Raw genomic sequence first — 12,342 nt, 5'->3', positions numbered from 1 at the left:
CACCTCCCTATCAAATAATTGTGCTTCTTACTGGTGCAAATGACTTCCTGTGAAATGGTGTACTACCATGTTGTTTTAGCGCATCCATATGATGCTTTGTGCCATATCCCATATTTGACTTAAAATCATAGAAAGGAAAATCCTTATGTATTTTTTTCATAATCGTATCTCGTGTAACTTTAGCTAAAATACTTGCAGCCGCGATTGTAATACTTTTTTGATCCCCTTTTGTAATAGATTCAGAGGTACAAGGGAGGGATTCTAGTGGGACAGCATCGATTAAAACATGATCTGGACTAGGATTTAGCTGACTTAAAGCGTCTCGCATCGCAATTTTTGTTGCTTCATAAATATTTACTTGGTCAATTTTTTGATTACTAACAATTGATATCCCAAAACTAACAGCCTGGTCTTTAATTATTGTAAAAAACTCATTACGTTTATGCTCATTTAATTGTTTTGAATCATCAATCCCTAATAGTTTAAAATTTCTCGGTAAAATAACCGCCGCGGCCACTACAGGTCCAGCCAATGGCCCCCTTCCTGCCTCGTCTATTCCAGCTATAAATTCACAACCGTTTGTATAATTTTCATGCTCATATTGACACATTTCCAAAAAATGTAGTTCTAATGCTTGTTTTTTCTCCTGGCGCTGTTCATAAGCTTTCCATAGATTTTGTACACCTTTTCTAGGATCTCGTTGTAGATTCGAGCGTTCCATATCTGAGAGGTTATTTTCATCTATTATTTGTTTAATTTCAGCGATAGTTTTATTTTTCATACGTCACCCTCTATATCGGTTTGTTTAACAGTAATTCGTAGTTTATTTAGAAAACCTGGCTATTGCCAAGCTTTAATGGCAATAGCCTAAGTTGAACTTATACTGATATCCACTAAAAAACCAAAAGTTTATCCTGTCAGTGTAAAAAAAAGGCATTCATCCTAAGATGCAATGCCATTTTTATTGTACGGATTCTAATGTAATAGCTCCTAACCTACCTGTACGTAAATCCTGGATAACCACATCTGCGACCTTGTCAAAATTAACTGTTCCGCCACTTTCTAGGCAACCGCGTTTTTTTCCAATCGCCTCGAATATTTCCACTATATCATCTTTCCCATGATCAATTTCATAACGTTCTTTAAGTAGCGTAGGATAATATTCTTGAAAATACTTAATAACGAATACAGTTATATCCTGAAGTGATAATAATTGATCCTTTATTGTACCTAACGCCGCTAATCGTAAACCCACCAGCTCATCTTCAAACTTAGGCCACAAGATACCTGGTGTGTCTAATAATTCAAAGTCCTTTTTCACTTTAATCCATAGCTGTTGTTTTGTTATTCCTGGACGATCTCCAGTTTTCGCTGCTTTTTTATTTGCGAGTCGATTAATTAGTGTTGATTTTCCAACATTAGGAATGCCAACTATCATAGCTCTTGAAGCTCTTGGTCTTATTCCTTTTTTCATAAGCTTATCCATTTTATCTTGCCCGAGTGCTTTTGCATGATGGATAACCTTTTGAATATCTCCTTTGTCGTTAACATTGATTGCTATTGCTGTAATATTTTTCTCTTGAAAATAAGCAATCCACTTGTCAGTCATGCGTTGATCAGCTAAGTCTTTTTTCATTAAAATTATCATCTTGGGTTTGCTTTGCAATACTTGTTGAAGCATTGGATTTTGTGAGGAAAACGGAGCTCGTGCATCAACCAATTCCATTACAAAATCCACGAGCTTTAATTTTTCCTCTACTTGCCGACGTGCTTTTGCCATATGTCCTGGAAACCATTGTATAGCCATGTTATCACCTATTCTTTCTGGAAAAACTTTGTTTGTCTTTCGCTCTAGTCCTGAAAATTTTATTTTAGAAGTCTAAAATCTGAAATCGATCTAGTGGCCAATAAATAAAACCTGTTTTACCAACAATTGTGTCTTGTGGGATCAATCCTAATACACGGCTATCTGCTGAATTATTTCGATTGTCCCCCAAGACAAGTATATATCCCTCTGGTATTGTTTCATAGCTTCCAGGCAGATCTTCTAGTCGAAAATCACCCGTAAGTGTTTGATTAAGCTTTTTATTATTTTTAATTTCTTGTAAAAAGGTCTCTTTTATTGGTTCGTCATTAATATATAAAACATCATCCCTCACTGCCACATGCTCGCCGGGTAAACCAATTACCCGCTTAATAAAGTCTTGTTCTGGTGTAGCATGGAACACAATAATATCAAATCTTTCAGGTTCACTAACATTATAGATGAATTTATTTACAATCATTTGATCATGATTGTGTAATGTGGGTTGCATCGAAGGTCCATCTACTATAATTGGAGCAAAAAAGAACATTCGAACGATAAAGGCCAACGCAAAAGCTATCAATAATGCTTTTGCCCAATCGAACCATTCATTTTTCAGTTTAGACATTTCGCTTTCCTCCGAAACATTTAAGATATGTATACACGATAAAGTAAAAAAGAGCCTGCATACAATGCCAAGCTCCTTTACTATTACTTTTATTAACGACGTTCTTTAATACGAGCTGCTTTTCCACGTAGATTACGTAGATAATAAAGCTTCGCACGACGAACGATACCGCGTCTTGAAACTTCAATTTTTTCAATTCTAGGTGAATGCATTGGGAATGTACGTTCAACACCAACACCGTAAGAAATTTTTCTTACTGTAAATGTTTCGCTGATTCCACCGTTTTGGCGTTTAATTACAACACCTTCATATACCTGAATACGCTCACGAGTTCCTTCGACAACTTTCACATGCACCTTAACGGTGTCACCAGGGCGGAAGTTAGGGTGATCTGCGCGAATTTGTTCTTTTGTAACATCTGCAATTATTTTTTGCATTATATTTCTCTCCTTCCAAACCAATGCTCATAACTCACTAGGGACAGCGGAACATCGTTTATAAAGCTTAAGTATCCTACTTAAACACAACAATAAATATACCATATACGAATGTCAAGTTCAACTACTTTTAAAACAATTTATCAATTACTATTCATCACTTTTAATTATGTTATCAAGTAACTTATTATCTTCATCTGATAATGTACGTGAATTGATCAATTCTCGTCGTCGATCATATGTCCGTTTCAATGATTCTTTTTTTCTCCAGTTACTAATTTTAGCATGGTCCCCCGATAATAGTATATCTGGCACCTTCATACCACGAAAATCGGCTGGTCTGGTATAATGAGGATGCTCTAATAGCCCAGTGGTAAAAGAATCTTCTGGCGCGGATTCTTCATTACCTAATACATCTGGTAATAAACGTACTACACTATCGATAACAGCCATCGCACCAAGCTCACCACCTGTAAGAACGTAATCCCCAATTGATATCTCATCAGTGACCAAATGTTTCCGAATACGTTCATCATACCCTTCATAATGACCACAAATGAATACTAGATTTTCTTCTTTTGCTAATTCCTCGGCTTTTTTTTGATTGTACGGTTCACCTTGTGGACACATAAGAATAACACGAGTTTTGGACGACCTATCCTTGGTAACCGTTTCTATCGCATCAAAAATAGGCTGAGGAGTTAATACCATCCCAGCCCCTCCACCATAAGGGTAGTCATCTACTTTTTTGTGTTTATTAACTGAGTAATCACGAAAATTCACTAGATTGTAACTGAACTTATTTTTGTCCTGAGCCTTTTTTAAAATAGAGGAATTAAATACTCCCTCTATCATTTCTGGAAATAATGTTAATATGTCAATATGCATTAGTCAAGCAGCCCTTCCATTGGTACAATGACTACTTTTTTTGCATCAATATCAATTGATGCTACGATATCCTCAATATAAGGAATTAATAAATCTTTTCCTTTAGGTTGCTTCACTACCCAGACGTCATTCGCACCCGGTGATAAAATTTCTTTGATCGTTCCTAACATTTTTTCATTGTTTGAATAAACTTCACAACCTATTATCTCATGATAATAATATTCATTTTCATCTAAGTCAGTTAGTTGATTCTCGGATATTTGTAAATAAGAACCTTTGAAATGTTCTATATCATTGATGTTACCAAACCCCTTGAATTGAATTAGATCGAAGTTCTTGTGTGTACGATGAGCTTCAATTGTTAGCTGAATGGGGTTTTCTTTATCTTGGACCAAGTAAAGTACCTCACCAACTGAAAAACGTTCTTCAAAATCGCTGATTCGTAATACCTTTACTTCCCCGCGTATTCCATGGGTGTTTACAATTTTACCTACATTAAACATTTTTTCATTCATTCCATCACCTGCTATTCATCGATTCGGATGACAACATCGTCTTTTATAACAATAGCTGTTTCTTCCATAATTTGATCCCAATGCGATCCAACCTTAACCTCAACAAGAGCTTCAACTTCTTTTTCCGTGATTTCGCTGCCAAGCTCTAACATATCCAATTGTTCTAGTTTAAAATCAACTAGTTTCATTTTTTCCTTACGATTTTTTATTTCCTGCTGAAAACGTTGGTAGACCTCTTGCTTCGATACTCCTGATTTATTCTGTGACTTTCTTTGTTCAAACAACAATTGTTGACACTCTTGTTCAAGTCGCATTTTATGATTTGCGAAGTTTTGTCTTAACGCATCTTTACTTTTTTCTGTAATTACTTGTTTGACCAGTACCTTTTTCATTATTTTCATACATAAATCACACCCTCTTCAACTAGATAGGAGAATTATAAAAAATAATGCGTAAAAAGGGAAAGGTATGCCCCTTCCCTCTTTACATGATATCCAAATATATACGTTTGTTTGCGTCCGACTTAGCTGCGTATACAACAGTACGGATAGCTTTTGCAATACGTCCATTCTTGCCAATAACTTTACCAACATCATCTTGATTAACAGTTAGATGGTATATGATTTTTGATTCTTCCTCTGTTTCTGTTACAACGATATCTTCTGGAAAATCAACAAGTGGTGTAACAATGGATTCAATTAAGGCTTTCATGATATCACACTACTTTACTTTTGATTTTTAGAGTCGTGGAATTTTTTCATGATGCCTTCTTTTGAGAAAAGATTGCGAACTGTATCACTTGGTTTTGCACCTTTTGACATCCAGTCTAATGCCTTTTCTTCATCTATCTTAACCTCAACTGGGTTAACAACTGGGTTATATGTTCCAATTTGTTCGATTGAGCGTCCGTCACGAGGAAAACGTGAATCAGCTACAACCACACGATAAAACGGATTTCTTTTTGATCCCATACGCTTTAAACGAATTTTAACAGCCATGTTCTTGCACCTCCAATAAAAATGTTTTACACAATTTTAGATTCTATCAGATATTTCTTTGTCTGTAAAGTGTTTTTCCATTACAACAAAAAATAACTATGTTGGAATAAAAAAATTGTTTTGCAGAAACAGCCACGTTCAGCTTCAAAACCCATTACCTGTTGCCCTTCCAAGCGATAACAGTTCGACAATAGTCGAACTTCCCAGGATGCTTACGCTTTTGAGCATTACATGAATGGAAACTTCATCCCAGCTCCCTTTCCTTTTTTGCCTTTTTGCATGTTGGTCATTTGTTTCATCATTTTTTTCATTTCATCAAATTGTTTTAATAATCGATTGACTTGTGAAACAGATGTACCAGATCCAGCTGCGATTCGTTTTTTGCGACTAGCATTCATAAGACTTGGTTCTTGTCTTTCTTGCTTGGTCATAGATTGAATGATGGCTTCTACATGTACCAATTGCTTCTCATCTAATTGTGCATTCTTTAAGCCTTTCATTTTACCTGCACCTGGAATCATTGCCATGAGATCATCCAGTGGTCCCATATTTTTCACTTGACTCATTTGTTCTAAAAAGTCATCAAAAGTAAATGACATTGTTCGCATTTTTTCTTCTAAGGCCTTCGCTTGTTTTTCATCAACATTCGTTTGTGCTTTCTCAATTAACGTCAGAACATCGCCCATACCGAGAATTCGGGATGCCATTCGCTCTGGGTGAAATGCTTCCAGCTCATCTAGCTTTTCACCCATCCCTGCAAATTTAATTGGTTTATCTGTTACAGCTTTAATAGATAGAGCTGCACCACCACGTGTATCCCCGTCAAGTTTTGTCAGGACGACACCGGTTATATCAAGTTGCTCGTTAAAGCTCTCTGCTACATTTACAGCATCTTGACCAGTCATTGAATCGACAACTAAGAAAATTTCATCTGGATTCACGCTAGCTTTTATATCCTGTAATTCATCCATTAAATCGTTATCAACATGCAACCGACCTGCTGTATCAATAATGACATAATCATTATGTTCCGCTTTTGCCTGTTCAATTGCTTTAGTAGCAATATCAACCGGCTTCACTTCAGTTCCCATTGAAAAGACGGGCATAGTCAATTGTTCTCCAAGTGTTTCGAGTTGCTTAATTGCTGCTGGACGATAAATATCACAAGCAACTAACAGCGGTGCGCGATTATGTTTCTTTCGAAGGAAATTTGCTAGTTTACCGGTTGTTGTTGTCTTACCAGCACCCTGCAAGCCCACCATCATAATGACAGTTGGTGATTTATCTGCGACAGCTATTTTACTTTGTTCCCCGCCCATTAACTCAGACAGTTCATCTTTTACAACTTTTATAACTTGCTGTCCAGGTGTTAAGCTTTCCATAACCTCTTGACCAGTTGCACGTTCTTTTATTCGACTTATTAGTCCCTTTACAACCTTAAAGTTTACATCAGCTTCAAGAAGTGCAAGTCGGACCTCTCTTGTCATTTCTTTTACATCTTGTTCAGATACTTTACCTTTACCGGTTATTTTTTTAATTGTACTTTGTAAACGGTCGGAAAGTCCCTCAAATGCCATAGAAGGTGTCCCCCTAATCTATTTCTTTTAATTTAATGAACATGCTTTTTGTTTCATTTGTTACTGTATTTTTTGCAATATCCTTTTCAATTTGATCCAAAAGTTCCATTCGAGATTTAAATTTATCATATAAATAAAGCTTTTTCTCATATGATTCAAGCATCAGTTCTGTGCGTTTAATATTATCGTATACTGCTTGTCTTGAAACCTCGCACAGTTCGGAAATTTCACCAAGCGAATAATCTTCTAGATAATACATTTCCATATAATTGCGTTGTTTAGGTGTTAGTAATGCTTGGTAAAAATCAAACAAATAATTAACGCGTGTAGTTTTTTCTAGCATTCCAAACACCCCTTGTTAAGTGAAAGTTCTTTACAATAATAACGAACATTGTTTTTACCTGTCAACTATGAAAAGCTCGACAACAACTAGTACTCCTTGTCATCATCTAGCATATCAGCAAATAAACCAAATACAAAGGCTTGTGCGTTAAACTTTTGCAGGTCTGTTATTTTTTCCCCTAATCCAACATATTTTACTGGGATATGTAACTCATTGCGAATAGCTAGGACTATTCCACCTTTAGCAGTCCCATCAAGCTTGGTTAACACGATTCCTGAAACATTTGTTGCTTCCAAAAATGTCTTAGCTTGGCTCATTGCATTTTGACCAGTAGTTGCGTCTAGGACTAACAACACCTCGTGTGGTGCATTTGGTACTTCTCGTTCTATAACGCGTTTTACCTTTGACAGTTCGTTCATTAGATTTACTTTATTTTGCAAACGTCCTGCTGTATCACAAATTAACACATCTGCATTTCGCGTTTTTGCAGCTTTAATTCCGTCAAAAATAACAGCCGCAGGGTCACTACCAGCACCTTGTTTAATAATATCCACATCTGCACGCTCACCCCAGACTTCAAGCTGTTCGATAGCTCCTGCCCGAAACGTATCCCCAGCTGCTAATACTACTTTTTTTCCATCAGATTTCAACTGATGTGCGAGCTTTCCAATGGATGTTGTTTTACCTACACCGTTTACACCAACAACTAATATGACCGTTAAATCATTTGGTTGAAGATTTAACTCTTCCATACTTTCGTTATCGTCACCATAATATATTTCTACCAGTTTTTCCGAAATAACATCTTTAACATCTTTTGTATCCTTAATATTACGTCGCTTCACTTCCATTTTCAATTCATCAATTAAGTCCATGACTGTCATAACACCAACATCGGCAGTTATTAAAACCTCTTCTAGCTCTTCAAAGAAATCCTCGTCTACTTTTCGATATTTGGCAATCAAATCATTAATTTTTCCCGAGAAAGAATTCCTCGTTTTGGTCATACCCTCTTTATATTTAGTAGAGATTTCTTCTTCATCATTTTGCTTAAATTTATTTTTTAATTTATCCATGAAACCCATTAAAATTCCTCCTTAAAGTATACGTGTTCAAAAAGTCGGCTAATTAGAAACAAGAAGTTCAAGGCGCGAAGATTTTGATGACCGGACTTACGCGTGTGCTGACTTCTAAGTTGTCCACAGGACGTGAACGATTTTAGTAGAAGTTCCTCTATGCTTTTAATACGTGGGGACCGGAAAAACTGAGCACTAGAATTATCCGAAGGATTACTTCGCAAGCAGAAAAAGTGTTCTTCTTTTTCAAGGAACGAAGAAATTCGCCGTTTATCATTTGGTGACTTTTTGAACATCCTTTTAAAAATTCACTAATTCTTTTGTATCCTCTAACCGCACGGAAACTAGCCTGGAAACACCTGATTCCTGCATAGTGACGCCATATAATACATCCGCTTCCTCCATCGTCCCTTTTCGATGTGTAATCACGATAAATTGCGTATCCTTGCTATACATCTTGACATATTTAGCAAACCTCATCACATTAGCATCGTCTAGTGCTGCCTCAACCTCATCCAATACACAGAATGGAACAGGTCTAACACGCAAGATTGCAAATAACAAAGCAATAGCAGTCAGGGCCCGCTCTCCACCAGAAAGCAGTCCAAGATGCTGCAGTTTTTTACCTGGTGGTTGTGCAATTATATCAACACCTGTTTCAAGGATGTTTTTAGGATCAGTTAATTTTAGCTCCGCATTTCCACCGCCAAATAATTCCTTAAACACGATCGCAAATTCATCTTTAATTTGAGTGAAAGTTGTTTCAAAACGTACCTGCATTTCTTCATCCATTTCAGCGATTGCCGAAAACATCGTTTCTTTTGCATGTACAAGGTCTTCTTTTTGTTCTGATAGAAAAGTAAAACGTTCCATAATGCGATCATACTCATCTATCGCACCTAGATTAACTGTACCTAGATCTTCTATCGATTTTTTAATTTGCTGAACATTTGTTTTTGTTTTCATAAGATCATTGGTTTTAGCATAGGATTCTTTTGCTCGTTCATAAGTCAGCATGTATTCTGATTGCAAATGTGTTAATCGATTCTCTAACTCTACATCTAATCGATTTGACTTAACTTCTTTGTCCTGAATCTGTCTCCCTGTCGCTTGGTGAATTTTATTTTCTTCTTTTAGCTCTCTTTCCGCGTCCTGAACGAATTGCGTTAGATTGCTACGATTTTGTCGTTTCGTCTGTATCTCATTCGTAATTTTTTCTTTTTCAGCTTGATAGTTAGCAATATAATTGGTAACTTGAATTTCCGTAACCTCGTTTTCTTTCAGGTCTATTAATTCTTGTAATTTATCCCTGTGGTCGTCAAACTGCTGACTTTCTTCGTCAATTTCTTCTGTTAATGCTTTCGTTTTATCGCGTTGGTTTTTCACACGTTCCTCTAATTCTGCTAAGAGAATTTGATTTTGATGGAAATCATGTTGTATTTGCTCTTTATTTTCTTTTAATTTACTTTCTTGTTCACCTAATTCATCAATCTTTTGCTGAATATTTTTTATTTTATCCTCGATTTCAGTTAACTCTTCCAATAAAAATTTACGGCGGACTGTTAATTCATTTTCCTCTGTTTCAAATTGTTTCTTATCCTGATCATATAAGGCTAAATTATTATTTACTGAAGCTACACGCATTTCTACTTGACTGTACGCTGCCTTCGTATCTTGTAAAGCTTGATAACTTTCTGTAAACCTTTCCTGGACTTGCTCTAAATTTTCTTCTTTACGATCAATTGATTCTTTAGCTGCTTGAACTTTTTTCTCAAACAACACCGTTCTTTGTTGAAATTCTGCAAGCTTTTCCGTAATCCCTTGCAGATCTTGGTCACGTGTAAATAACGATTGATTTGTTTTTTTTGTTGTCCCACCTGACATAGAGCCCCCAGGATTCACTACATCTCCATCAAGTGTAACAACTCGAAACTTACGCATGACCAATTTAGCTATTTCATTGGCTTCTTTTAATGATTCCGCTATGATCACATGTCCCATTAAGTGTTCAATAGCCCTTTGATGAGTAGAATTGCATTTCACCAGATTAGCTGCTAGACCAATAAAACCAGCTTGATCTTTCAATTGTGCCAATACGTTTTCGGAAATAAATCGGGGTTGAATTGATTTTAATGGTAAAAATGTCGCTCTTCCCTTATTTGTATCTTTCAACCACTTAATTGCTTCACGTGCTGCATGGTCGTCGTCAACAACAACATGCTGTGCTTGCCCACCTAATACAGTTTCGATAGCATTAACATAGTTTTTCGGTACATCAATAAGTTCGATTACCGCACCATGAATCTTCCTTAATTTATTCTCTTCCCGTGCTTTTAAAACTGCTTTTACTCCATGAAAAAAACCTTGGAAATCCTCTTTCATTTCCTCAAGCATTTCTTTTCTGGACTTCATTTTCTCTATGTATTGAAATCCTTGATTTAATTTTAATTGAAGTTCCTGATAATCACTTTTTTCCTTGGTAAGTGTATCTTTTAATTTTTTGATTTCCTTTTCGTCTGTTGAATAGTTTTTTTTCAGTTTGTTAAGTGTATTAGCAATGCTTGATTTATCTTTCTCAAATGCTTCTCTGGATTTCACGATGTCACTATTTTTATCTTCCTGTTTTTGCTTTTTAACTATTAGGTGATTGATTTGTTGTTCTATTGATTGTTGCTCATTTCGATTTGCTGCCCGGCTATTTAGATATTCAATGTACTCTGATTTTAGCTCTTCAATTTGATCCGCAATCGATTCTTTATCTACCGTTAAGTGCTTTTCATACCGACTTACTTTTTGCTTAATTGTGTTTCGTTCATTCGTTACTGTTTCATATTTTTCTTTTTCTTCTTGAAGTTCTTTTTTTAATTGGTTAATTCGTTGTTCCAATGCTTGCTTATCTGTTTCCAACTTTGTTTTATTCTCTTCAAAATGCTTCATTCTTTCCTTTAAAACATGTTTTCTACCCTCGTACTGTTCTAGTTTTTGTGTAATAGCTAGCAATTCCACTTGTATTTGTTCTATTTCTTCATCTAAGACACTAATCTTGTTGCGTTCTTCTTCCAGATTAGCCTCTTTTTTCTGGACCTCGGTTTTTATTGCCAATTCTTTCATTTTTTCTTTTTCCAATTCTGCTAATACCTGTTGCCAGTCACTATGTAACTGCTCTATTTCAGTAATCATTAATGAGATTTCTTGTTGTTTTAAGTGCTCCCTTGAACGATTGTATTTCTTTGCTGTCTCCGCTTGTTCCTGCAGTGGCCCAAGCTGTTGTTCGATTTCATGGATAATGTCTTCAACGCGATTTAAATTTTCTTGTGTTTCAGCTAACTTATACTCTGCTTTCTTTTTTCGCTGTTTATATTTTAAAACGCCCGCAGCTTCTTCAAAAATAGTTCGGCGTTCTTCTGCTTTTGAACTTAAAATTTCCTCCACTTTGCCTTGGCTAATAATGGAAAAAGCTTCTCGACCAAGTCCGGAATCCATAAATAAGTCAATGATATCCTTTAATCTACAGGATTGTTTATTAATATAAAATTCACTATCACCAGAACGATATACACGTCTTGTAATACTAATTTCTTCATAATCAAGTGGTACTGCTTGATCATTGTTATCCAGAACCAGTGATACTTCAGCCACATTTAACGCTTTTCTTGAATCACTACCTTGGAAAATAATATCTTCCATTTTGGATCCACGAAGTGATTTAGCAGATTGCTCACCAAGCACCCATCGTATTGCATCGGTTATATTACTCTTTCCACTTCCATTTGGGCCTACGACTGCAGTGACGCCTGGAACAAAATCAACCTGTATACGCTCTGCAAAAGATTTAAATCCTATACTTTCTAATCGTTTTAAATACATAAACATTCTCCTAAATAAACCCAAGATAAACATAACCGATAGTTAATGCCTTAACGAAAGGTACTACTAATTCGTAATAAAATTTGGCTTTTTACCGCATTTATTTTATCATAAACTTAGTAACAAAAGAAGAGAGTAGCAGGTTATACGCTATATACATAACTATTCTTTTCTTACCTTTTAAAAATAAAGTGAATTGTGAGGTGTAA

General features: G+C 35.8%; 13 protein-coding genes. All 13 read right to left on the bottom strand.

Going from position 1 to position 12,342, the window contains the following annotated elements; translation table 11 throughout:
• Positions 1 to 10: 10 nt before the first annotated feature.
• The 13 genes from rnhB to smc all read right to left on the bottom strand — a co-directional run bounded on the left by rnhB (position 11) and on the right by smc (position 12,133).
• Positions 11 to 781, bottom strand: coding sequence for a ribonuclease HII (gene rnhB, locus AC3G7N_RS03650; protein WP_489420782.1), 771 nt, complete (start codon positions 779 to 781; stop codon positions 11 to 13).
• Positions 782 to 961: 180 nt separating this feature from the next.
• A complete protein-coding gene (gene ylqF / locus AC3G7N_RS03645) occupies positions 962 to 1,807 on the bottom strand; it encodes a ribosome biogenesis GTPase YlqF (RefSeq protein WP_489420781.1) in 846 nt (281 codons plus the stop codon).
• Positions 1,808 to 1,871: 64 nt separating this feature from the next.
• A complete protein-coding gene (lepB, locus tag AC3G7N_RS03640) occupies positions 1,872 to 2,432 on the bottom strand; it encodes a signal peptidase I (RefSeq protein ID WP_489420780.1) in 561 nt (186 codons plus the stop codon).
• Positions 2,433 to 2,524: 92 nt separating this feature from the next.
• Complete coding sequence (gene rplS, locus AC3G7N_RS03635) at positions 2,525 to 2,869, bottom strand: 50S ribosomal protein L19 (protein ID WP_489420779.1); 345 nt, start codon at positions 2,867 to 2,869, stop codon at positions 2,525 to 2,527.
• Positions 2,870 to 3,019: 150 nt separating this feature from the next.
• Positions 3,020 to 3,757, bottom strand: coding sequence for a tRNA (guanosine(37)-N1)-methyltransferase TrmD (gene trmD / locus AC3G7N_RS03630; RefSeq protein WP_489420778.1), 738 nt, complete (start codon positions 3,755 to 3,757; stop codon positions 3,020 to 3,022).
• Entirely contained in the window at positions 3,757 to 4,272 is a 516-nt protein-coding gene (gene rimM / locus AC3G7N_RS03625; RefSeq protein WP_489420777.1) for a ribosome maturation factor RimM, read from the bottom strand. The genes trmD and rimM overlap by 1 nt, the downstream gene beginning before the upstream one ends.
• A gap of 11 nt (positions 4,273 to 4,283) precedes the next feature.
• Positions 4,284 to 4,673: a YlqD family protein gene (locus AC3G7N_RS03620; protein WP_489420776.1), complete on the bottom strand. Its 390-nt coding sequence runs from the start codon at positions 4,671 to 4,673 to the stop codon at positions 4,284 to 4,286.
• Between the two features lie 82 nt (positions 4,674 to 4,755).
• Positions 4,756 to 4,983, bottom strand: coding sequence for a KH domain-containing protein (locus tag AC3G7N_RS03615; RefSeq protein ID WP_489420775.1), 228 nt, complete (start codon positions 4,981 to 4,983; stop codon positions 4,756 to 4,758).
• Between the two features lie 14 nt (positions 4,984 to 4,997).
• Positions 4,998 to 5,270, bottom strand: coding sequence for a 30S ribosomal protein S16 (gene rpsP / locus AC3G7N_RS03610; protein ID WP_489420774.1), 273 nt, complete (start codon positions 5,268 to 5,270; stop codon positions 4,998 to 5,000).
• A 227-nt stretch (positions 5,271 to 5,497) separates the two neighbouring features.
• The gene (gene ffh / locus AC3G7N_RS03605; protein ID WP_489420773.1) at positions 5,498 to 6,847 is read right to left on the bottom strand and encodes a signal recognition particle protein; all 1,350 of its coding nucleotides are present in this window, start codon (positions 6,845 to 6,847) and stop codon (positions 5,498 to 5,500) included.
• A 13-nt stretch (positions 6,848 to 6,860) separates the two neighbouring features.
• Positions 6,861 to 7,190: a putative DNA-binding protein gene (locus tag AC3G7N_RS03600; protein WP_489420772.1), complete on the bottom strand. Its 330-nt coding sequence runs from the start codon at positions 7,188 to 7,190 to the stop codon at positions 6,861 to 6,863.
• A gap of 86 nt (positions 7,191 to 7,276) precedes the next feature.
• Positions 7,277 to 8,275, bottom strand: a complete 999-nt coding sequence (gene ftsY, locus AC3G7N_RS03595; protein WP_489420771.1) for a signal recognition particle-docking protein FtsY — start codon at positions 8,273 to 8,275, stop codon at positions 7,277 to 7,279.
• A gap of 291 nt (positions 8,276 to 8,566) precedes the next feature.
• Positions 8,567 to 12,133, bottom strand: coding sequence for a chromosome segregation protein SMC (smc, locus tag AC3G7N_RS03590; RefSeq protein WP_489420770.1), 3,567 nt, complete (start codon positions 12,131 to 12,133; stop codon positions 8,567 to 8,569).
• Positions 12,134 to 12,342: the final 209 nt, after the last annotated feature.

The sequence above is a fragment of the Virgibacillus carmonensis genome, assembly GCF_057836705.1.
The sequence above is the reverse complement of the archived record's forward strand: the minus strand, read 5'-3'. Positions and strand labels throughout refer to the sequence as shown.

Coding starts and splice junctions, on each gene's coding strand:
- rnhB (WP_489420782.1), bottom strand. CDS start 781: ATGAAAAATAAAACTATCGCTGAAATTAAACAAATAATAGATGAAAAT.
- ylqF (WP_489420781.1), bottom strand. CDS start 1,807: ATGGCTATACAATGGTTTCCAGGACATATGGCAAAAGCACGTCGGCAA.
- lepB (WP_489420780.1), bottom strand. CDS start 2,432: ATGTCTAAACTGAAAAATGAATGGTTCGATTGGGCAAAAGCATTATTG.
- rplS (WP_489420779.1), bottom strand. CDS start 2,869: ATGCAAAAAATAATTGCAGATGTTACAAAAGAACAAATTCGCGCAGAT.
- trmD (WP_489420778.1), bottom strand. CDS start 3,757: ATGCATATTGACATATTAACATTATTTCCAGAAATGATAGAGGGAGTA.
- rimM (WP_489420777.1), bottom strand. CDS start 4,272: ATGAATGAAAAAATGTTTAATGTAGGTAAAATTGTAAACACCCATGGA.
- AC3G7N_RS03620 (WP_489420776.1), bottom strand. CDS start 4,673: ATGAAAATAATGAAAAAGGTACTGGTCAAACAAGTAATTACAGAAAAA.
- AC3G7N_RS03615 (WP_489420775.1), bottom strand. CDS start 4,983: ATGAAAGCCTTAATTGAATCCATTGTTACACCACTTGTTGATTTTCCA.
- rpsP (WP_489420774.1), bottom strand. CDS start 5,270: ATGGCTGTTAAAATTCGTTTAAAGCGTATGGGATCAAAAAGAAATCCG.
- ffh (WP_489420773.1), bottom strand. CDS start 6,847: ATGGCATTTGAGGGACTTTCCGACCGTTTACAAAGTACAATTAAAAAA.
- AC3G7N_RS03600 (WP_489420772.1), bottom strand. CDS start 7,190: ATGCTAGAAAAAACTACACGCGTTAATTATTTGTTTGATTTTTACCAA.
- ftsY (WP_489420771.1), bottom strand. CDS start 8,275: ATGGGTTTCATGGATAAATTAAAAAATAAATTTAAGCAAAATGATGAA.
- smc (WP_489420770.1), bottom strand. CDS start 12,133: ATGTATTTAAAACGATTAGAAAGTATAGGATTTAAATCTTTTGCAGAG.